This window comes from Janthinobacterium sp. BJB446 (assembly GCF_002735655.1).
Taxonomy (GTDB): domain Bacteria; phylum Pseudomonadota; class Gammaproteobacteria; order Burkholderiales; family Burkholderiaceae_D; genus Janthinobacterium; species Janthinobacterium lividum.
Genome location: NZ_PDZK01000012.1, coordinates 1 through 20,098, shown reverse-complemented (window position 1 = coordinate 20,098; position 20,098 = coordinate 1). Strand labels below are relative to the sequence as shown.

20 protein-coding genes and 1 rRNA gene are annotated in these 20,098 nt (G+C 62.4%); 11 read left to right on the top strand and 10 right to left on the bottom strand.

From position 1 onward, the window contains the following. From CSQ92_RS28415 to CSQ92_RS28385, 7 genes are all read left to right on the top strand, one after another. The coding region (locus CSQ92_RS28415) for an FAD-dependent monooxygenase (protein WP_099396067.1) at window positions 1–1,100 on the top strand (1,100 nt) is incomplete at its 5' end. A 159-nt stretch (window positions 1,101–1,259) separates the two neighbouring features. Further along, window positions 1,260–1,976 (top strand): DsbC family protein, encoded by a 717-nt coding sequence (locus tag CSQ92_RS28410; RefSeq protein WP_034785648.1) that lies wholly within the window; start codon window positions 1,260–1,262, stop codon window positions 1,974–1,976. A 132-nt stretch (window positions 1,977–2,108) separates the two neighbouring features. Next, window positions 2,109–2,567, top strand: coding sequence for a (2Fe-2S)-binding protein (locus CSQ92_RS28405; protein WP_034753534.1), 459 nt, complete (start codon window positions 2,109–2,111; stop codon window positions 2,565–2,567). Window positions 2,568–2,577: 10 nt separating this feature from the next. Next, window positions 2,578–4,842 carry a xanthine dehydrogenase family protein molybdopterin-binding subunit gene (locus CSQ92_RS28400; RefSeq protein WP_099396066.1) on the top strand — a complete coding sequence of 755 codons (2,265 nt, stop codon included), beginning with the start codon at window positions 2,578–2,580 and terminating at the stop codon, window positions 4,840–4,842. A gap of 13 nt (window positions 4,843–4,855) precedes the next feature. Then, a complete protein-coding gene (locus CSQ92_RS28395) occupies window positions 4,856–5,464 on the top strand; it encodes a nucleotidyltransferase family protein (protein WP_099396065.1) in 609 nt (202 codons plus the stop codon). Between the two features lie 117 nt (window positions 5,465–5,581). Beyond that, entirely contained in the window at window positions 5,582–7,384 is a 1,803-nt protein-coding gene (locus tag CSQ92_RS28390; RefSeq protein ID WP_099396069.1) for a M61 family metallopeptidase, read from the top strand. A 187-nt stretch (window positions 7,385–7,571) separates the two neighbouring features. Beyond that, window positions 7,572–8,774 (top strand): GGDEF domain-containing protein, encoded by a 1,203-nt coding sequence (locus CSQ92_RS28385; RefSeq protein ID WP_257219401.1) that lies wholly within the window; start codon window positions 7,572–7,574, stop codon window positions 8,772–8,774. Here the strand turns inward: CSQ92_RS28385 and CSQ92_RS28380 are convergent. From CSQ92_RS28380 to rpe, 7 genes are all read right to left on the bottom strand, one after another. Continuing rightward, a complete protein-coding gene (locus CSQ92_RS28380) occupies window positions 8,725–9,189 on the bottom strand; it encodes a hypothetical protein (protein ID WP_099396063.1) in 465 nt (154 codons plus the stop codon). The two genes, CSQ92_RS28385 and CSQ92_RS28380, sit on opposite strands and share 50 nt — an antisense overlap. Window positions 9,190–9,209: 20 nt before the next feature. Continuing rightward, on the bottom strand, window positions 9,210–10,010 hold the full coding sequence (trpC, locus tag CSQ92_RS28375; protein ID WP_099396062.1) for an indole-3-glycerol phosphate synthase TrpC: 801 nt from the start codon (window positions 10,008–10,010) through the stop codon (window positions 9,210–9,212). A 33-nt stretch (window positions 10,011–10,043) separates the two neighbouring features. Next, entirely contained in the window at window positions 10,044–11,087 is a 1,044-nt protein-coding gene (gene trpD / locus CSQ92_RS28370; protein WP_099396061.1) for an anthranilate phosphoribosyltransferase, read from the bottom strand. A 65-nt stretch (window positions 11,088–11,152) separates the two neighbouring features. After that, on the bottom strand, window positions 11,153–11,716 hold the full coding sequence (locus CSQ92_RS28365) for an aminodeoxychorismate/anthranilate synthase component II (protein WP_099396060.1): 564 nt from the start codon (window positions 11,714–11,716) through the stop codon (window positions 11,153–11,155). A 1-nt stretch (window position 11,717) separates the two neighbouring features. Then, window positions 11,718–13,214, bottom strand: coding sequence for an anthranilate synthase component I (gene trpE, locus CSQ92_RS28360; protein ID WP_099396059.1), 1,497 nt, complete (start codon window positions 13,212–13,214; stop codon window positions 11,718–11,720). A 269-nt stretch (window positions 13,215–13,483) separates the two neighbouring features. Continuing rightward, window positions 13,484–14,188 carry a phosphoglycolate phosphatase gene (locus tag CSQ92_RS28355; RefSeq protein WP_099396058.1) on the bottom strand — a complete coding sequence of 235 codons (705 nt, stop codon included), beginning with the start codon at window positions 14,186–14,188 and terminating at the stop codon, window positions 13,484–13,486. After that, a complete protein-coding gene (gene rpe / locus CSQ92_RS28350) occupies window positions 14,188–14,862 on the bottom strand; it encodes a ribulose-phosphate 3-epimerase (RefSeq protein ID WP_086145604.1) in 675 nt (224 codons plus the stop codon). Before rpe ends, CSQ92_RS28355 begins: the two co-directional genes overlap by 1 nt. A gap of 165 nt (window positions 14,863–15,027) precedes the next feature. Between rpe and apaG the strand changes: the two genes are divergently transcribed. Beyond that, window positions 15,028–15,402, top strand: coding sequence for a Co2+/Mg2+ efflux protein ApaG (gene apaG, locus CSQ92_RS28345; protein WP_034785627.1), 375 nt, complete (start codon window positions 15,028–15,030; stop codon window positions 15,400–15,402). Window positions 15,403–15,426: 24 nt separating this feature from the next. Here the strand turns inward: apaG and CSQ92_RS29160 are convergent, their stop codons facing one another. Beyond that, window positions 15,427–15,573: a hypothetical protein gene (locus CSQ92_RS29160; protein ID WP_167468630.1), complete on the bottom strand. Its 147-nt coding sequence runs from the start codon at window positions 15,571–15,573 to the stop codon at window positions 15,427–15,429. A 10-nt stretch (window positions 15,574–15,583) separates the two neighbouring features. Here CSQ92_RS29160 and mltA point away from each other — a divergent pair, with 10 nt between their 5' ends. After that, window positions 15,584–16,849, top strand: a complete 1,266-nt coding sequence (mltA, locus tag CSQ92_RS28340; protein WP_257219400.1) for a murein transglycosylase A — start codon at window positions 15,584–15,586, stop codon at window positions 16,847–16,849. 41 nt (window positions 16,850–16,890) lie between these two features. On the opposite strand, the gene CSQ92_RS28335 is transcribed toward mltA, so the two are convergent. Next, complete coding sequence (locus CSQ92_RS28335; protein ID WP_034785626.1) at window positions 16,891–17,328, bottom strand: universal stress protein; 438 nt, start codon at window positions 17,326–17,328, stop codon at window positions 16,891–16,893. Between the two features lie 137 nt (window positions 17,329–17,465). Continuing rightward, window positions 17,466–18,659, bottom strand: a complete 1,194-nt coding sequence (locus tag CSQ92_RS28330) for an MFS transporter (RefSeq protein WP_240317690.1) — start codon at window positions 18,657–18,659, stop codon at window positions 17,466–17,468. A 188-nt stretch (window positions 18,660–18,847) separates the two neighbouring features. Between CSQ92_RS28330 and CSQ92_RS28325 the strand changes: the two genes are divergently transcribed. Both CSQ92_RS28325 and CSQ92_RS28320 read left to right on the top strand, forming a co-directional pair. Then, window positions 18,848–19,624, top strand: coding sequence for an enoyl-CoA hydratase (locus CSQ92_RS28325; protein WP_099396057.1), 777 nt, complete (start codon window positions 18,848–18,850; stop codon window positions 19,622–19,624). Window positions 19,625–20,003: 379 nt separating this feature from the next. Beyond that, a 16S ribosomal RNA gene (locus CSQ92_RS28320) occupies window positions 20,004–20,098 on the top strand; the annotation flags it as partial.

The window sequence follows — 20,098 nt, the reverse complement described above, 5'->3', positions numbered from 1 at the left end:
CGGTAAACCCGCCCGCCCCCGCTTCGGCCGCCAAGCCGGTCGAAGCTAGCTGGGACGTGCGCGTGTATGCGCTCAATCACACGGCGCACCAGTTGCTGTCGTCGCTGAAGGTATGGGGTGCTTTGGCGCCCGACAGGGTGGCGCCCGTTGACGCCATGCTGGTCAACGGCGACGGCGCGCAGGCGGGCGGACTCGGTTTCGACGCCTACGGCGCCCATGTGGGCACGCTGGCGTGGATCATCGAAGACCGCAACCTGGGCCAGGCGCTGGACGCCGCCCTGAAATTTGCGCCGAACGTCAGCGTGCTGCAGGGCCGGGCCAGCCGCCTGGAATGGACGAATGATTCGGCCATCGTGCACCTCGATGGCGGCGACACCATCACTTGCGCATTGGTAGTGGGCGCAGATGGCGCCCAGTCGTGGGTGCGGGGCCAGTGCGATATCGGCCTCGATTACCGCTCGTATGGCCAGCGCGGCGTGGTCAGCAACTTCGCCTGCGAAAAGCCGCACCATGGCGCGGCCCACCAGTGGTTCACGGGCAGCGAAGGCATCGTCGCCTTGCTGCCGTTGCCAGGGGACCGCGTTTCGCTGGTCTGGTCGGCGCCCGATGCGCTGGCCGATACCTTGATGGCCGAATCGGCCGACGCCCTGGCCGCGCGCCTGGCCGCCTATTGCCACGACAAGTTGGGCAAGCTCACGCCGTTGCAGCCGGAGCTGGTGCGCGCCTTCCCATTGACCCTGATGCGCCCGCACGCCATGGTGGCGCCGCGCGTGGCCCTGGTCGGCGACGCCGCCCACGTGGTGCACCCGATGGCGGGCCACGGCATGAACCTCGGTTTTGCCGACGTGGCGCAGCTGGTCAAGACGATCAGCGAACGCGAAGCGCACCGCGGCATCGGCGACGAACGCGTGCTGGCCCGCTATGCGCGCGCGCGCAAGGAAGACGTGCTGTTGATGCAACTGGCGACCGATGGCCTGGCGCGATTATTTGGCGCCGATCTGGAACCGCTGCGCGTGGTTCGCAATTTGGGATTAAACTTGCTGGATAAATTGCCGGCCCTGAAGCGAAAAATGATTGCGCACGCATTGGGACATCAGTAAATATCAGCGAATCTTAAGATATCGCTGGATAATGGCAGGTGTGAAAATTCAAGGTCGCCGCAGCTGGTCTGCGGCGATCGTTTTGTCAAAGAGATCATGACGCCGGACCAGAGGCCAGTCCCGCCAGGCGTTTCAAGTGGAGAAGTGATAGTGATAAAAATGAGCAGAATCGCATTGGTACTCGCCTCTGGCCTGATGATGTCGTGCGCCGGCGCAGAAACGCCGACGGAAGCGAACATCAAAAAGCTGATCGAGCCGCGCCTGGGCGAAGGCGCCAAGGTCGATTCGGTCAAGGAAACCCCATACGGCGGCCTGTACGAAGTGCGCACGGGCGGCGACATTCTGTACACGGACAAAGCCGCGCAATACCTGTTCGTCGGCCACGTCTTCGACGCCAAGACGTCGCAAGACCTGACCAAGGTGCGCCTGGACGAAGTCAATCGCATCAAGTTCTCCGACTTGCCGCTCGATTCCGCCATGAAGACCGTCAAGGGCAATGGCAAGCGCGTGATCGCCGTGTTCGAAGATCCGAACTGCGGCTATTGCAAGCGTTTCCGCCAGAATGCGCTGAAGGAAATCGACAACGTCACCGTCTACACCTTCATGTACAACATCCTGTCGCCCGACTCCATCGTCAAGTCGCGCAATGTGTGGTGCGCGCCGGACCGCAACAAGGCATGGGATGACTGGATGTTGAACGGCAAGGCGCCGGCCACGGTGGCCGCCACCTGCGCCAATCCGCATGAAAAAATCCTGGCCCTGGGCCAGCAATTGCGCGTCTCGGGCACGCCAGCCATCTTCTTTGCCGACGGCAGCCGCATTCCGGGCGCGGTCGATGCGAAGACGCTGGAACAGAAATTCTCGACCATTAAGTAATCCGGGCTGTCGCCAGGAAGGCTGGACGGCGCGCCCTCGCAAGGCGCGCTTTTTTTTGCACTTTTTTCCGCTGTCGTATCATCAAGTGTTGTTCGTAGACGCCATAACAATCCAAAAAAGGGGAAGCAGCAGATGATTACCTTGAATATCAACGGACGCGACACGCAGGTCGACGCCGATCCTTCCACTCCCATCCTGTGGGCGCTGCGCGATAACCTGAATATGACGGGCACCAAATTCGGTTGCGGCGCGGCCCTGTGCGGGGCCTGCACGGTGCACCTCGACGGCCAGCCTATCCGCTCCTGCATCACGCCGATTTCCTCGGTGGGCGCGCAAAAAATCACCACCATCGAAGCGATGGAAAACGACCAGGTGGGCAAGGCCGTGCAGGCGGCATGGGTACGCCACGACGTGCCGCAATGCGGCTACTGTCAAAGCGGCCAGGTGATGAGCGCGACGGCGCTGCTGCGCACCAACAAGGCGCCCAGCGATGCCGACATCGACGGCGCCATGAGCGGCAATATCTGCCGCTGCGGCACCTATCAACGGATCCGCGCAGCCATCAAGGACGCGGCCAAGACCCTGGCCTGAGGAGAGCGACATGCGTATCGAATGGTTGAATCAGGAAGCATTGCAGCATGGCGGGGTGACCCTGGGCGCGGCGCTGGCATCGGCGCCGGTGGCCGTTGCCGATGGCGTGTCGCGGCGCGGTTTCATGAAGGCCGGCGCTGCGGCCGGCGGCGGCTTGATGCTGGGCTTTTTCCTGCCTGGCGCAGGCAAGCTGGCGCAGGCGGCCGATGCCGCGCCCGCCAAGCCCGTGTATGCGCCGAACGCCTTCTTGCACATCGCTCCCGATAACTCGGTGACGGTGCAGGTGAACCGGCTGGAATTCGGCCAGGGCGTGCAAACGAGCTTGCCCATGCTGATCGCCGAGGAACTCGACGCCGATTGGAGCCTGGTGCACGGCGCCTTGGCGCCGGCCGGCGAGCAGTACAAGGATGCGGCCTATGGCATGCAGATGACGGGCGGTTCGGGCAGCATCGCCCACTCGTTTACGCAGTACCGTGAAATCGGCGCCAAGGCGCGCGCCATGCTGGTGGGCGCCGCTGCCGCGCAGTGGAAGGTCAGTCCCGACCAGGTGCGTGCCGCCAAGGGCGTGCTGTATGGCCCTGGCGGACAAAAGGCGACGTATGGCGAGTTTGCCGACGCGGCCATGCGCCAACCCGTGCCCGCCACCGTCAAGCTGAAAGACCCGCGCGAATTTGTCATCATCGGCAAACCGGTGAAACGCCTCGACGCGGCCGCCAAGTCCACGGGAAAACAGCAGTTCGGCATCGATTTCAAGCCGCCCGGCGCGAAAGTGGCCATGGTGGCGCGCCCGCCCGTGTTTGGCGCCAAGGTGGCGAAATTCGACGCCAGCAAGGCGAAAGCCATCAAGGGCGTGCTCGAGGTGCTGGAAGTGAAGACCGACCGTGGCGGCAGCGGCGTGGCCGTCATCGCCGACGGCTACTGGCCCGCCAAGCAGGGACGCGACGCGCTGGTGATCGAGTGGGATACGAGCGCCGTGGAAAAGGTCAGCAGCGACAAGCAGCTGGCCGCCTTCAAGGCGCTGGCGAAAACGCCGGGCACGGTCGCCAAACCTGCCGACATGGGCAAGCTGGCCAAGGCGCCGAAAAAGATCGAAGCCGTGTACGAGTTCCCCTACCTGGCGCACGCGCCGATGGAGCCGCTCAACTGCGTCGTCGACCTGCAGGCGGACAAATGCACGATGTGGGTGGGCTCGCAATTCCAGACCGGCGACCAGGCGGCCATTGCGGCTACTTCCGGCCTGAAACCCGGGCAGGTGACGCTGCACACCATGATGGCTGGCGGCGGCTTCGGCCGGCGCGCCGTGCCCTCGTCCGATTATGTGGTCGAAGCCGTCAACGTCGCCAAGGCATACCGGGCGGCGGGCAAGAGCGGCCCCTTAAAGCTGATGTGGAGCCGCGAGGATGACATCAAGGGCGGCTACTACCGGCCGTCGCATGTGCACCGCGCGCAGATCGGTCTCGACGCCAAAGGGAAAATCCTCGCCTGGGACCACACCATTGTGGGCCAGTCCATCATGGCCGGCACGCCGTTCGAAGCCTTCATGGTGAAAAATGGCGTCGATGGCACCATGGTCGAAGGCATGGGCGAGCCGTACACCTTGCCGATGAAGCTGTCCGTGCATACGGCCAAGGCGAACGTGCCTGTGCTGTGGTGGCGCTCCGTCGGTTCGACGCATACGGCCTTTGTCATGGAAACCCTGATCGACGAGGCGGCGCACGTGGCGAAGATGGACCCCGTCGCCTACCGCAAGCAGCTGATCGACGCCAGGCACACGCGCCACATCGCCGCGCTGGACCTGGCCGTGGCCAAGTCCGGTTATGGCAAGAAGAAGCTGCCGAAAGGGCAGGCCTGGGGCGTGGCCATGCATGAATCGTTCAATTCCGTCGTCGCCTACGTGGTGACGGCTTCCGTGGTGGAAGGCGCGCCCAAGCTGCACCAGGTATGGGCCGGCGTGCATTGCAACCTGGCCGTCAACCCCTTGACGATCGAGGCGCAAGTACAGGGAGCCGCGCTGATGGCGCTGGGCATGACCATCCCCGGTGCGGCCATCACGCTCAAGGATGGCGTGGTGGAGCAGCAGAACTTCGGCGACTACCCCGTACCGCGCATGCAAGACATGCCGGTGATCGAGGTGCACCTGGTGCCATCGGGCGACGCGCCAACGGGCATGGGCGAACCGGGCGTGCCGCCATTGGCGCCCGCGTTTGCCAATGCGCTGTTCGCGCTGACGGGCAAGCGCCTGCGCAAGCTGCCATTCGACCTGGCGGCCGCATGACGGCAGCGGTTTTTTGAGTACGGTCGGCATCTTGCTGGCAGCCGGAAGGGGGCGCAGGTTCGATCCTTCCGGCGTACAGAATAAATTATTGCAGCCGCTGGCCGAAGGCCCGCATGCGGGCTTGCCGGTGGTGGCGGCTGCCGCAAAAGCCATGCTGGCGGCCTTGCCGCGCGTGCTGGCCGTGGTGCGTGCCGACGACACGCAGGTGGCGCGCGTGCTCGGTGCGCTGGGCTGCGAGGTGCGCGTCTGCCATGACGCCGACACGGGCATGGCCGCCTCGCTCACCTGCGCCATCGATTACGTGCGCGGCGCGCCGGGCTGGCTGATCGCCCTGGGCGACATGCCCTGGGTGGAAGCGGCTACAATCGCCGCCTTGTCGCAAGCCATCGGCGATGGCGCGCACATCGCCGTGCCCGTGTTCCAGGGCCGGCGCGGCAATCCTGTCGCCTTCAGCGCCTTCCACTTGCCGCTGTTGCTGGCGCTCGATGGCGACCAGGGCGCGCGCAGCATCGTCAACAGCCATGCCGTATGCGAAGTGACAGTGGACGACAGCGGCATCTTGCGCGATATTGATACACCTGACGATTTGTCGCCGGTGCCTGGCGCACCCGGGCGATTGTAGAACATCCATGCCAGACACGAGGAAAACATGAAGAAAGCACCGATTCAAAAAATCACCGCCAAGGCGGGAGCCAAGGCAAGCGGCAAAGCCACAAGCAAAGCCGTAGCGAAAACCGCAGTGAAAACCACACCGGCCGCCGGTATCATCTACAGCATCGCCGCTGCCGACCTGGCCGGCCACATGTTCAAGGTGACGTTGACAGTCAAGTCGCCGGCCGCCATCGGCCAGGTCTTGTCCTTGCCGGCCTGGATTCCGGGCAGCTACATGATCCGCGAATTTTCGCGCAACATCGTCAGCATCCGCGCCGAGTCCGAGGGCAAGGCCGTGGCGCTGACCAAATTGGACAAGCACTCGTGGCAAGCCGCTCCGTGCAAAGGCCCGTTGACGGTGGAATACGACGTGTATGCCTGGGACCTGTCCGTGCGCGCCGCCCACCTGGACCAGAATCACGGCTTCTTCAACGGCACCAGCGTGTTCCTGCGCGTGCTGGGCCAGGAGGCCGAGCCGCATGAAGTGCACATCGTGCAGCCGAAGGATGCGGCCTGCAAGACCTGGAAGGTGGCCACCACCCTGCCGGAACTGAAAGCGAAGCGCTATGGCTTCGGCAGCTACCAGGCGGCCAACTACGATGAGCTGATCGACCACCCGGTGGAGATGGGCGACTTCGCGCTGGCCACCTTTACCGCGCATGGCGTGCCGCATGATATCGTCGTCACGGGCAAGGTGCCGAACCTGGACCTGGACCGTCTGTGCCGCGACCTGAAAGCCATCTGCGAAACACAGATCGCCTTCTTCGAGCCGAAGACCAAGAAGGCGCCGATGGACCGCTATGTGTTCATGACCATGGCCGTCGGCGACGGTTACGGCGGCCTCGAACACCGCGCCTCGACGGCGCTGATCTGCGCGCGCGCCGATTTGCCGACGACGGCGTCGACCAGTACGGAGATCGGCGACGGCTACCTGAAATTCCTGGGCCTGTGCAGCCACGAGTATTTCCACACCTGGAACGTCAAGCGCATCAAGCCGGCCGCCTTTGCGCCGTACAACCTGCAGGCGGAAAGCTATTCGCCGCTGCTGTGGCTGTTCGAAGGCTTCACCAGCTATTACGATGACCTGATGCTGGTGCGCGCGGGCCTGATCGACGAGGCAGCCTATTTCAAGCTGCTCGGGAAAACCGTCAACAGCGTCTTGCGCGGCAGCGGCCGCACGAAGCAAAGCGTGGCCGATTCCAGCTTCGACGCCTGGGGCAAGTACTACCGCCAGGATGAAAACGCGCCGAATGCCATCGTCAGCTACTACACCAAGGGTTCGCTGATCGCGCTGGCCTTCGACCTGACGCTGCGCAGCAAGACGAACGGCGCAAAGTCGCTGGATGACGTGATGCAGGCCTTGTGGCAGCGCTATGGCCGCGATTTCTACAAGGGGAAAGCGCGCGGCGTGACGCCGGCGGAAGTCGAAGCCCTGTTCGATGAGATTGCCGGCACGCGCATGAAGCCGTTCTTCGAGCGCTACATCCGCGGCACGGACGACGTGCCGCTGGCGCGCCTGCTGGCGCCATTCGGCGTGAAATACAGCGATGCGCGCAAGGCGGAAAAAGCCAGCCTGGACGTCAACCTGGGCCGCGACGGCAACGATGCCAAGCTGGCGCAGGTGCACCAGGGCGGCGCCGCCCACGTGGCCGGTCTTTCGGCGGGCGACGTGCTGGTGGCCGTCGACGGCTTGCGCGTGACGGGCACCAACCTGGACACCTTGCTGGGCCGCTATGCGGTGGGCGCGAAGGTGGCGGTGCACGCCTTCCGCCGCGACGAGCTGATGACGTTCGCGGTAGTGCTGCAGGGCGACCGGGTGCCGGGTGTCAGCCTGGCGCTGCTGCCAGCGCCAAAGAAAGCCGCGGGGCCGAAGCGTCCTAGCGCGGCATGATGCAGTTTGTCATGCAGTAGGACAGAAAACCGGCCGTCACTGGCCGGTTTTTTTATTGCAAGTAGCAATTTCTCAAATGCAACTTATCCGCTGAACTGGCGGCTTGCCATCATATTTACCGTAAATGAACTAATTTTTCTTTAACTAAACTAAAATTGCCGAACTGCTTCTTTTAGATCGCGCCAACGTGCAAACCCTCGATCCGCGAACCATCATGCTGATGACGACCCTGATGTGCGGGGCGATGAGCATCGTCATGTTCTCGGTGTATCGCAGTTTCCGGCGCGAGGTGCATGGCCTGGGACATTGGGCGGCCGGTTTGCTGTTGCTGGTGTGCGCGTCCCTGTTGTTCGGCACCCGCGAAGTGCTGCCGCCGGCATTGTCCGTGATCGCAGCCAATGCGGCGCTGGTGGCCGGCATCGGCCTGTCGATGCTGGGCACGGAGACATTCTTTGGACTGGCACCCAGCCGCCGCGCCTATCTGCTGATACTTGCCCTGGCCATCGCCGGCAATAGCTGGTGGCTGCTGGTGCACCCTGATTTCTCGGCGCGCGTGGCGGTCTTCTCGCTGCTGGTCTTCCTGTTTTACGCCCGCCAGGCGCAGTTGGTGTGGCGCCATGGCGAGCGCCATTTCTCGAGTTTTTTCTTTGGCGCGCTGATGCTGACGCAGGCGATCGTGGTGCTGGCGCGCGGCGTGTCTGCCTTGCTGCATGGCGGCGCCAGCGTGAACCTGACGGTGGCCGGCACGCCGGCCGGCATCTATCTGGCGGTCGCCAATTTCATGGCGCTGCTGCTGACGGTGGGCTTCATGACGGTGGCGACGCGTCGCTTGCAGCAGATACTGGAGCGCCGCTCGACCCACGATCCGCTGACGCAGGTGCTGAACCGGCGCGGCTTTGGCGATGCCTATGCGCGCGAAATGGGCAATCTGCGGCGCCGCCGTTTGCCGCTGACACTGCTCAGCATCGACCTCGATTACTTCAAATCGATCAATGACCGCTACGGTCACGCGGTGGGAGACCAGGTGCTGGCGCATGTGGCCACTGTCATCGGCGGGGCCTTGCGCGAATCGGATTGCGTGGCGCGTTACGGCGGCGAGGAGTTCGTCGTGCTGATGCCGGACATGCCGGCGCAAAGTGCGCTGGGCGTGGCCGAACGCATCCGCACCTTGCTGCGTGAGTCCAGTCATGCGGGACTGCCTTCGTGTACGGTCAGCATCGGCGTCGCTTGCCAGGCATCGGTGGTGGAAGGGCTGGAACAGTTGCTGTCGCGCGCCGATGCGGCCCTGTACCTGGCCAAGGAGCGGGGACGCGACCGCATCGAACTCGATACCGCTGCGCTTACTGTGGACCGGACAATGTCCGCAGCTGGAATCGGTACTGGTCGTTGAAGAGGAAGGTTTCGGAAAAATCGAAGGTCTTGGCATGGCGGCGCATCAGGTGTGCCGCCGGCGGAAAGAGCGCCTGCACGCGCCGCACGGCGGCCAGGGCCGCAGCCGATGCTTCGCTGTCGCGCGAACGGTGGACATGCACGCTTTTCAGCTCGCCGTCGGGCCCCACGCTCAGGTCGAGCACGACGATGGCCGGCAGCATGGGCGGCAGGCGTCCGCTGAACGTATATGCCCCGTTGGCCTCCATGATCTGCTGCGCCACCAGTGACTTGTAGGCGTCGATGCTGGCGGCGAGCTGTATCGCGGCGGGCGTGCGAGCGGGCGTAGGTGTGGGCGTGCGCGCCGCTGGCGGGGCCGCAGTCTGGCAAGCCGACAGCAGGCTGGCGGTGGCAAGGACGATTATCGCGTGTCTCATGCCTGCCAGCCTACCATGGTTTAGCTGAACAGGCGTTCCAGCTCCACGCCGGGGTCTGGCGCACGCATGAACGCTTCGCCCACGAGGAAGCTGTGGATGTGCGCGTCGCGCATGCGTTGCACGTCGGCCGTGCTGTGGATGCCCGATTCCGTGATGATCAATCTGTCTTGCGGGATGCGCGGCAAGAGATTGATGGTCGTGTCGAGCGACGTTTCGAAGGTGCGCAGATTGCGGTTGTTGATGCCGATCAGTGCGCTCTTGAGTTTCAGGGCCGCCGTCAGCTCTTCGCCGTCGTGGCTTTCGATCAGCACGCCCATGCCCAGTTCGTGGGCGCACGCTTCCATCTCCGCCATCAGGCCATGGTCGAGCGCCGCGACGATCAGGAGGATGCAGTCGGCGCCCATGGCCCGCGCTTCATAGATCTGATACATGTCGACCATGAAATCCTTGCGCAGCACGGGGATGGCGCAGGCGGCGCGCGCCTGCTGCAGATACTCCACGGATCCCTGGAAGAACTGTTCGTCCGTCAGCACGGACAGGCAAGCCGCGCCATGGGATGCATAGCTGGCGGCGATATCAGACGGACGGAAGTCGGCGCGGATCACGCCTTTCGACGGCGACGCTTTTTTCACTTCGGCGATGATGCCGGGCTTGCCGGCGGCGATGTGCTGGCGCAGGCTCGCTTCAAAGCCGCGCAGGCCGGCGCGCAGTGCGCTGTCGCTTTCCACGTCGCCGCGCAGGCTGGCCAGGCTGCGGCGGGCTTTGGCCTTGGCCACTTCATCGGCCTTCACGGCCAGGATTTTATCGAGTATGTCGGACATGATGGTCGCTATTCTATAAAGGAGGACGGTGGCTTACGCTTGCGCCGGGGTGCCCAGCTGCTGCGTGACTTGCACGAATTGAGCGAGTTTCGCAAGCGCCGCGCCCGAGCTGACGGCGGCGCGCGCGCGCGCCAGGCCGTCTTCGATCGAGCTGGCCACGCCGGCCGCGTACAGCGCCGTGCCCGCGTTCAGGGCGACGATGTCGGCAGCGGCACCTGGCTCGCCGCGCAGCGCTTCCATCATCTTGGCCTTCGATTCGGCGGCATCGGCCACTTTCAGGTTGCGGCTGGCGATCATCGACATGCCGAAGTCTTCGGGATGGATTTCATATTCGCGGATTTCGCCGTTGACCAGTTCGCCGACGAGGGTAGAGGCACCGAGCGAGACTTCATCCATATTGTCGCGGCCATACACGACGATGGCGTGCTGCGCGCCCAGGCGCTGCAGCACGCGCACCTGGATGCCGACCAGGTCGGCATGGAACACGCCCATCAGGATGTTCGGCGCGCCGGCCGGATTCGTCAGCGGACCGAGGATATTGAAAATCGTGCGCACGCCCAGCTCCTTGCGCACGGGCGCCGCATGCTTCATGGCCGCATGGTGGTTCGGCGCGTACATGAAGCCGATGCCCGTCTGCGCGATCGACTGGGCGATCTGCTCGGGCTGCAGGTTGATGTTGACGCCCAGGGAGTCCAGCACGTCGGCGCTGCCGGACGAGGACGAGACGCTGCGCCCGCCATGCTTGGCGACGCGCGCGCCGGCCGCCGCCGCCACGAACATCGAGGCGGTGGAAATATTGAAAGTGTGCGCGCCGTCGCCGCCCGTGCCGACGATGTCGAGCAGGTTGGTGGTGTCGGCCATGGGCACCTTGGTGGAAAACTCGCGCATCACTTGCGCTGCGGCGGCGATTTCGCCGATGGTTTCCTTTTTCACGCGTAAACCCATGGTGAGGGCGGCTATCATGGTGGCCGACATTTCGCCGGACATTATCTGGCGGAACAGGTACAGCATTTCGTCGTGAAAGATTTCGCGGTGTTCGATGCAGCGCAGCAGGGCTTCTTGTGGGGTGATCGGCATGATGCTTCCTTCTTCAATGATGGCGCAGGACGACACTGATGGCACGCCGTGGCGTGCGCGGAAAATCAGCGCTCGAGAAAATTCTTCAGCAGGGCGTGGCCGTGCTCCGAGAGGATCGATTCGGGGTGGAACTGCACGCCCTCGATATCGTATTCCCGGTGGCGCACGCCCATGATTTCGCCGTCGTCCGTCCACGCCGTCACTTCCAGGCAGGAAGGCAGCGAGGCGCGTTCGATCGCCAAAGAGTGGTAGCGGATCACTGTGAAGGGGCTGGGCAAGCCTTTGAAAACGCCCACGCCCGTATGCGCGATGAGGGAAGTCTTGCCATGCATGACTTGCTTGGCGCGGATGACCTTGCCGCCAAACGCTTCGCCGATGGCCTGGTGGCCCAGGCACACGCCCAATATCGGCTTCTTGCCGGCGAAGTGCTTGAGCACTTCGACCGAAATGCCCGCCTGTGCCGGCGCTTTCGGGCCGGGCGAGATGCAGATGCGGTCCGGGTTCAGCGCCTCGATCTGTGCGATTGTGATTTCATCGTTGCGGTAGACCCGCACGTCTTCGCCCAACTCGCCGAAATACTGCACGATGTTGTAGGTGAAGGAGTCGTAGTTGTCGATCATCAGCAGCATCTTAAAACCCTCCATCCAGGCCATCTTGCACTTGTTCGGCGGCGCGCAGTACGGCGCGCGCCTTGTTCTCGGTTTCCTGCCATTCCATTTCGGGGATGGAGTCGGCCACGATGCCGGCCGCGGCCTGCACATACAGCATGCCGTCCTTGACCACGCCCGTGCGGATGGCGATCGCCACGTCCATTTCGCCGCCAAACGACAGATAGCCGCAGGCGCCGCCGTAGATGCCGCGCTTGGTGATTTCCAGTTCGTCGATTACCTCCATGGCGCGCACTTTCGGCGCGCCCGTGAGGGTGCCGGCAGGGAAGGTTGCGCGCAGCACGTCCAGGTTCGACAGGCCGTCTTTCAGCTTGCCTTCCACGTTCGAGACGATGTGTTGCACATGCGAGTATTTCTCGATGACCATGCGGTCCGTGACGTGCACGCTGCCCGTCTCGGCGATGCGGCCGATGTCGTTGCGCGCCAGGTCGATCAGCATCACGTGCTCGGCGATCTCCTTCGGATCGGCCAGCAGCTCGGCCGACAGTTCGGCGTCGCGCTCTGGCGTGGCGCCGCGTGGACGGGTGCCGGCAATCGGACGCAAGGTGACTTTCTTGCCGCCGTCCGCCGTCTTCTCGTTGCGCACCAGGATTTCCGGCGAGGCGCCGATGATCTGCATGTCGCCGAAATTATAGAAGTACATATACGGCGACGGATTGAGCGAACGCAAGGCGCGGTACAGTGTCAGCGGCGAATCGACATACGGCTTGCGGATGCGCTGGCCGATCTGTACCTGCATCAGGTCGCCCGCCATCACGTATTCATGCGCCTTGGCGACGGCCTTCAGGTAGTCTTCCTTGGAAAAATCGCGGATAGTTTCCGTGCGTACGGAAGCGCTGGTGACGGGTGCATCGACACCGCGGCGCAGCATCATGCGCAAGTCCTTCAGGCGCTGCTGTGCTTTCGAAAACGATTCGGGCTGCGTGGTGTCGGCGTAGACGATCAGGTAGAGCTTGCCGGACAGGTTGTCGATGACGGCCAGTTCTTCCGTCACCATCAGCTGGATGTCGGGCAGCTTCAAGTCATCTTTCGGCGCGCCGCCGGCCAGTTTTTTCTCGATGTGGCGCACGGTGTCGTAGCCGAAGTAGCCGGCCAGGCCGCCGCAGAAGCGCGGCATGCCGGGGCGCAGGGCCACCTTGAAGCGCGACTGGAACTGTTCGATGAAGTCGAGCGGATTGCCTTCGTGTTCTTCGATCACGCTGCCGTTCTTGACGATTTCGGTGCACTTGCCGTAGCTGCGCAATACGGTTGTGGCGGGCAAGCCGATGAAGGAATAGCGGCCGAAGCGTTCGCCGCCGACGACGGATTCGAGCAGGAAGGTGTTCTTGCCGCCTTGTTGGGACTGTGCCAGTTTCAGGTACAGGGTGAGCGGGGTTTCCAGGTCGGCGAACGCTTCCGCGATCAGGGGGATGCGGTTGTAGCCTTGCTGGGCCAGCGATTTGAATTCGAGTTCGGTCATGTTTCTCTCCATGCCGTCAGGGTATGAGTGTGCATAGTGCACAAACCCTGCGGTGGGTTATCAAAAAACTTGCCGGGACATGCAATATGCGCAAAATGCGCAAAGGACGCGTGTGCAGCCGGCAGCAATCGTAACGGCTCGGCCCTTAGGCCTGCCAGGATTGCCAGCGTCGCCAAAGCCAGGCCTCAATCGAGCCGGTTTGGGTGACATTGTGTTTTTTGATGAGAAACGTGTTCACGATATGGTGTTGGGTTTGGTCAGTATGCTGGTTAATTTTGCATGCTAATAAAACGGGCTGCTTCGAGCAGTGTCTTTACTATACCATCGGAATCGGTATCGTGTATAGAGTGTCCGTGATTGTAGCCATACGGTACCGTCAGTACGGGGCAAGCCGCAGCCCTGGCCGCTTGTGCGTCATTCGAGGAGTCGCCGATGGCCACCACTTTGGAGGGCGGCAAGTCGAAGTCCGCGCACACTTGCAGCAGCGGCATGGGGTGCGGTTTTTTCTGCGGCAGCGAATCGCCGCCGTAGACGATCTCGAAATACTGGTCCAGGTTTTTCAGTTTCAGCAGGGGCAGAGCGAAGGCGATCGGCTTGTTGGTGACGCAGGCCAGGCGCAAGCCCGCCGCCTTCATCGCCGCCAGTCCCTCTTCCACATCCGGGTACAGGGTGCTGAACTGGCCGTTGATGGCCAGGTAATGGCGCTGGTAACCGTCCATCGCCTGCTCGAAACGCTGTTCCACGCCGGCCGCATCGAAGTCGAGCGCCAGCACGGTGCGGATCAGGTTTTCCGAGCCTTTGCCCACCATCAGTTCGATGGTTTCGGCGCTGATGGGCGCCAGGTCCAGTTCGGCGCGCATGCCATTGATGGCGACATGAAAATCGGGCACGGTGTCGAGCATCGTGCCATCGAGGTCGATGATGGCGGCGCGCACGCCGGCCAGTACGTGGTCTTTCACCGTGCACGCTTGCATCAGGCGCCCGCTACTTTGGCCAGCTCGGCGCGCATGGCGTCGATGACGGCCTTGTAGTCCGGCTTGCCGAAGATGGCCGAGCCGGCGACGAAGGTGTCGGCGCCGGCGGCAGCGGCAGCGGCGATGTTGTCGATCTTGATGCCGCCATCGACTTCCAGCATGATGTCACGGCCCGACTCATCGATCATGCGGCGCGCTTCGGCAATCTTCTTCAGCGCTTGCGGAATGAAGGACTGGCCGCCGAAGCCCGGGTTGACGGACATGATCAGGATGATGTCGATCTTGTCCATCACGTGTTCCAGGTAGTGCAGCGGCGTGCCCGGGTTGAACACCAGGCCCGATTTGCAGCCATTGTCGCGGATCAGCTGCAGCGAACGGTCGACGTGATCCGACGCTTCCGGGTGAAAGGTGATGATGTTCGCGCCAGCCTTGGCGAAATCCGGGATAATGCGATCGACAGGCTTGACCATCAGATGCACATCGATGGGTACTTGCACGTGCGGGCGGATCGCTTCGCACACCAGCGGGCCGATGGTCAGGTTCGGCACGTAATGGTTATCCATCACGTCGAAGTGGATGATGTCGGCGCCGGCGGTAACGACGTTGCGCACTTCCTCGCCCAGGCGGGCAAAGTCGGCGGACAGGATGCTGGGAGCGATACGGAATGTTGTCATGGTGAAGTAGCCAAAGGATAGAAAATGCGATTTGCGCTATTTTACGCCTGACGCCGCTACCGTGCCTCATTGAAGTACGGTGAAATACAGAATACGCATCGCGCGATGGCCAATGCGGCGCGCGCGACACTCAATATGACTGGCAATGTCTGAATAGGAATGACGATGGCGACTTATGAATTTACGGTAACGGTCAAGACGCAATACCTGCCCGATCAATCGGCACCCGACCAGGGGCGGCACGTGTTCAGCTACACGATCCGCGTCGTCAACACGGGCACGGCTGGCGCGCAACTGATTTCGCGCCACTGGGTCATCACGGATGCGAACAACAAGGTGGAAGAGGTGCGGGGCCTGGGCGCCGTCGGCCACCAGCCGCTGCTGCAGCCGGGCGAGCAGTTCGAATACACGAGCGGCACCATGCTGGGCACGCCGCAAGGCTCGATGCACGGCGAATACTTTTGCGTGGCCGAAGACGGCCATCAGTTCGAAGCGCCGATTCCCGAGTTCGTGCTGTCGGTGCCGCGCACCCTGCATTAAGGAAACGCCGGGGGCGTGCGCCCCCTATTTCAGTTTTTCGGTGGCGTCCTGTTCTTCACTGAGCTGCTTGCGCGCCGGCGGTGCGGGCTTTTTGCCCGAATACATGGTCCACCAGACTATAAATGCCAGCAAGAAGAACGCCACCAGCGCCTCTATCATCAAGATCCACATACGCATCCCTATGTTATTTACACGCAGCCCATTTACCAGCCGTCTGTTTACACGCGGTAGTCTACTCGTTTCAATCGCCGGCGTCGCGCTGACTCTTTCCGCCTGCACCACGCCGTCCACGCCACCCGCTGCCTCCAGCGGCAAGGCGCCCGCCATCGCGCCGACCGTCGTCAGGCCGGTGCCGGCCAAGCCTGCCGACGCCAAGGATGCCACGGATGCGGCAGCCCCCACTTTCGTGCCCGCCAAGTTCGCCGCCTTGCCAGGCTGGGCCCGCGACGACATGCGCGCGGCCTGGCCCGCCTTCATGGCGTCGTGCGGCGTGTTGGTCAAGCGTCCGGACTGGAAAGAATCGTGCACGATTGCGCGCCAGGTGAATGCCGACAGCGACAAGGCCATCCGCCTGTTTTTCGAGACCTTCTTTGTGCCCAATCAAGTCATCACCGCCGATGGCGCCAATACTGGACTGGTGACCGGTTATTACGAGCCGTTGCTGCACGGCGCGCGCAAGCGCGGCGGTCCATACCAGACACCACTGTACAAGGTGCCTGACGACCTGGTTTCGGTGGACTTGGCCGGCGTGTATCCGGAATTGAAAAACATGCGCTTGCGGGGCAAGCTGGTCGGCAAGAAGGTGATACCGTACGCAACCCGCGCCGACATCGAGCGCGCCACCTCCGTCACGGGCAAGGAATTGCTGTGGGTGGATGACGAAGTCGAGGCCTTCTTCCTGCAAGTGCAGGGTTCCGGGCGCGTGCAGTTGACCGATACGCAGGAAACCGTGCGCGTGGCGTATGCGGATCAAAACGGCCATCCGTATAAATCGATCGGCCGCTACCTGGTCGACAAGGGCGAGCTGACCTTGAGCCAGGCATCCGCGCAAGGCATCAAGGCGTGGATCGCCGGCCATCCCACGCGCAAGGATGAATTGTTCAACGCTAATCCCAGCTATGTCTTCTTCAAGGAGGAGCGCCTGCCCGACCCGAAAGTGGGGCCGAAGGGCGCGCTGGGCGTGCCGCTGACGCCGCAGCGCTCGGTAGCCATCGATTCGCGTTTCTTGCCGCTGGGCGCGCCCGTGTTCTTGTCCACCACGCAAGCCAATAGCGAGATCCCCATGCAGCGCCTGGTGATGGCGCAGGATACGGGCGGCGCCATTCGCGGGCCGATCCGTGTCGATTATTTCTTTGGCTTTGGCGCGGAAGCGGCCGAGAATGCGGGCCGCATGAAGCAGAGCGGCGCCGTGTGGGTGTTGTTGCCGAAACAGGCGCCGGCGCGCTAGAGGAGGTGCGCGGCGCCGGCGGGTGATGGTCTGGCGTCAGCTTAGCGCAGAACCATCACTGGCAAGTGCGTGTGGGCCAGCACTTTTTGCGTTTCGCTGCCCACGAACAGCTTGTTCAAGCCCTTGCGGCCATGCGAGGCCATCAGGATGATGTCGCAATGATAGGTCTGCGCCGCATTGACGATTTCATCGTGCGGGCTCGGTGACACGGCCACCACGCCTTCGAAGGGTACACCGGCAGCGCTTGCCGCTGCGCCGATCTTGTCGATGGCGCGTTGCGACGCTTCCTGCATCTGCTGTTCATACAGGCTGGCGTCGAGTACGATGCCGCCGTCGGCCATCGGCGAAAACGGGAAAGGCTGCACCACGCTGATGGCGACCAGCTTGGCTTTGTTCAGTTGGGCGAAGGCGAGGGCGGTCTCGGCGGCCTTGTCGGACAACGGCGAGCCGTCGGTGGGAAATAAGATGGTGTTAAACATGGCGTGCTCCTCAAGTGATGTAAGACAGCTTATGGATTTACATCAATTAAAACCTTGATATAAATCAAACCTCACAGGCTTTGGCGTGAATAGTGTCGCCAAGGCAATCTTTTAGCAGTGTATGCCTGTTCATCGCATCAGGTGCGCACGCTACGCAGCGGCGTGCCCCACACCATGGCGGCTGTCAACAAGATGCTGCCGGCCGCGATGCAGGCCAGGCCATTGCGCACGCCAAAGTGTTCCGCGATCCAGCCGGCGGCCAGCGCGCCCAGCGGCGCCGTCGCCACCGTCAGGAAGCGCATGGTCGACGTCATGCGGCCCAGCATGGGATCGGGCGTGACTTTCTGGCGCAAACCCAGGTAGGGAATAAAGAACAGCATCACGCCGCAATCGAAAAAGAACATCAATATGGCATACGCGACGGCGCTGGCGGCCGCGCTGCCGAACAGCGCGGCGGGAATCGTTGGCGTCAGGGCAAAGCAGAGCGAGGTCGATGCCAGGCCGATCAGGATGGTGCGGCCGGCGCCGTAGCGCTTCGTCAATGGCTTGACGATGAAGGCGCTGAGCAGCACGCCGGCGCCGCCCAGCATCTGCGTCATGCCCAGCACGCCAGGACTCATGCCCAGGTCGCGCGTGGCGAACAACACCGTCAAGGCCATGCTGGCGTAAAACAGGAAGTGCCAGATGCCGGCGCCCCACGCCAGCGCGCGCAGCAGCGGTTCGCGCCAGACGAACAGCAAGCCGTCGGCGATGTCGCGCAAGGCGTGCTTGTCGGATGGGGCGGGGCGCGGGTCGCGCACGCTCATGGCACGCAAATTGAAGACGGAAATCAGATAGCCGCAAGCCGTGCACAGGATGGCGACGGGCGCTGACAAGACTTGCACCAGTACGCCGGCCAGGCCGGGCCCGATCAGGCGCGACGCCGATTCGGTGGCGGCAAATTTCGATTGCGCATCGATCAAGCCGTCGCGGCCCACCAGGAAAGTCAGAAACACCTGTTCGGCGCCGCCACCGACGACGAAGCCCGTGCCGATGATGAACCCCACTATATATAACCACGGCATGGACAGCACGCCGCACCAGTAAGCCACGGCCACGCTGGCCAGAGCCAGGCCGGACATGCTTTCGCTGAACAGCATGATCGGGTGCTTGCTGCGCCGGTCCAGCAGCACGCCGACGGGCAAGCCGAAGAGGGCGAACGGCAGCGCCTGCAAGGCAACCAGCACGCCCATCTGTTCTGGCGTCGCATGCAGTAACAGTACCGCACACAAGGGCAGGGCCAGCGAGGTGATCTGGGCGCCGAAGCAATTGAGGCCGTTGCTGAACCACAGGCGGCGGAAATTGACGCTGGCGGCGCTGCCGTCGCCGCGCAGGTAATGGGCGCAGTACTGGAAGAGGGAGGAGAAAATATCTTGCTCGATATGAAAATGATCAGGCTCACAATAATAGCAGCGCGCCTGCCGCGCCGCTGCCGTTAGCCGCTACAATCGTTGCACCGTGTTCATCCAGAGGAGACTATATGCAATACGAAGACTTGATCATCGATATCCAGGACAAAGTGGCGGTCATCCGCCTGAATCGCCCGAAGGCATTGAATGCCTTGAACGACAACATGATGAATGAGCTGGGCGCCGCCTTGCTGAAGTTCGATGCCGACGAGAATATCGGCTGCATCGTCCTCACGGGCAGCGAAAAAGCGTTTGCCGCCGGCGCTGACATCGCCGCCATGGCCGATTACACCTATCCGGACACTTTTACCCAGGGCTACATCAGCCGTAACTGGGAGCATATCTTGCGCGTGCGCAAACCTGTGGTGGGCGCGGTGGCTGGCTATGCGCTCGGTGGCGGCTGCGAACTGGCCATGATGTGCGACTTCCTGATCGCTGCCGACAGCGCCAAATTCGGCCAGCCGGAAATCAAGGTTGGCGTCACGCCAGGCGCGGGCGGTACGCAGCGTCTGCCGCGCGCCATTGGCAAGGCCAAGGCCATGGACCTGTTGCTGACGGCGCGCACCATAGACGCCACCGAGGCGGAGCGTATCGGCCTCGTGTCGCGCGTGGTGCCGGCCGATAAGTTGTTGGAAGAAACCCTGGCTGCTGCCAAGACCATTGCCGCCATGCCGACTTCGGTTGCCATGATGATCAAGGATTGCGTCAACCGCGCCTTTGAAACCACCTTGACGGATGGCGTCGCCTACGAGCGCCGTTTGTTCCAGGCCGCCTTCGGTACGCCTGCGCAAAAAGAAGGCATGCACGCTTTCCTGGAAAAGCGCTTGCCAAACTTCGACGGTCTTTGATATGATTCGCCTCCCCGATGAGACGCACTGGTTTGCGGCACAAAAGGGACAGCCTTCCGGGGCTGGGTAGTAAAAAAGAAGGTTGACGAAATGGCCGAAACGCTTCATACTCTTCCTTCTTCGCAGCTGACAAACACAACGCTTTGTCGATAGCGCGAAAGCAGTGCCGAATACAGTTCTTTAACAATTAACAGTCGATAAGTGTGGGCATTTGATGTAAGTGCAGCAGTGATCTTCGGATTGCTGTAAAACTTAAAATATCAAATGTTCACAAGAAATAATGAAATAGGATACTTCTTCGGAAGTAGCCTGTCAGTTTTTTGAGTGAGCGACCCATCAGCAATGATGGTGCCAATAAAATGGCAAAGTAACAGAGATTAAACTGAAGAGTTTGATCCTGGCTCAGATTGAACGCTGGCGGCATGCCTTACACATGCAAGTCGAACGGCAGCACGGAGCTTGCTCTGGTGGCGA

What these genes read in the sequence shown, in the direction of transcription:
- CSQ92_RS28355 (WP_099396058.1), bottom strand. Translation starts at nt 14,188, where the DNA reads ATGCAAGCGTGCACGGTGAAAGACCACGTACTGGCCGGCGTGCGCGCC.
- CSQ92_RS28410 (WP_034785648.1), top strand. Translation starts at nt 1,260, where the DNA reads ATGAGCAGAATCGCATTGGTACTCGCCTCTGGCCTGATGATGTCGTGC.
- trpE (WP_099396059.1), bottom strand. Translation starts at nt 13,214, where the DNA reads ATGACCGAACTCGAATTCAAATCGCTGGCCCAGCAAGGCTACAACCGC.
- trpC (WP_099396062.1), bottom strand. Translation starts at nt 10,010, where the DNA reads ATGTCCGACATACTCGATAAAATCCTGGCCGTGAAGGCCGATGAAGTG.
- CSQ92_RS28405 (WP_034753534.1), top strand. Translation starts at nt 2,109, where the DNA reads ATGATTACCTTGAATATCAACGGACGCGACACGCAGGTCGACGCCGAT.
- CSQ92_RS29160 (WP_167468630.1), bottom strand. Translation starts at nt 15,573, where the DNA reads ATGTGGATCTTGATGATAGAGGCGCTGGTGGCGTTCTTCTTGCTGGCA.
- CSQ92_RS28365 (WP_099396060.1), bottom strand. Translation starts at nt 11,716, where the DNA reads ATGCTGCTGATGATCGACAACTACGACTCCTTCACCTACAACATCGTG.
- CSQ92_RS28400 (WP_099396066.1), top strand. Translation starts at nt 2,578, where the DNA reads ATGCGTATCGAATGGTTGAATCAGGAAGCATTGCAGCATGGCGGGGTG.
- mltA (WP_257219400.1), top strand. Translation starts at nt 15,584, where the DNA reads ATGTTATTTACACGCAGCCCATTTACCAGCCGTCTGTTTACACGCGGT.
- trpD (WP_099396061.1), bottom strand. Translation starts at nt 11,087, where the DNA reads ATGCCGATCACCCCACAAGAAGCCCTGCTGCGCTGCATCGAACACCGC.
- rpe (WP_086145604.1), bottom strand. Translation starts at nt 14,862, where the DNA reads ATGACAACATTCCGTATCGCTCCCAGCATCCTGTCCGCCGACTTTGCC.
- CSQ92_RS28380 (WP_099396063.1), bottom strand. Translation starts at nt 9,189, where the DNA reads ATGAGACACGCGATAATCGTCCTTGCCACCGCCAGCCTGCTGTCGGCT.
- CSQ92_RS28335 (WP_034785626.1), bottom strand. Translation starts at nt 17,328, where the DNA reads ATGTTTAACACCATCTTATTTCCCACCGACGGCTCGCCGTTGTCCGAC.
- CSQ92_RS28325 (WP_099396057.1), top strand. Translation starts at nt 18,848, where the DNA reads ATGCAATACGAAGACTTGATCATCGATATCCAGGACAAAGTGGCGGTC.
- apaG (WP_034785627.1), top strand. Translation starts at nt 15,028, where the DNA reads ATGGCGACTTATGAATTTACGGTAACGGTCAAGACGCAATACCTGCCC.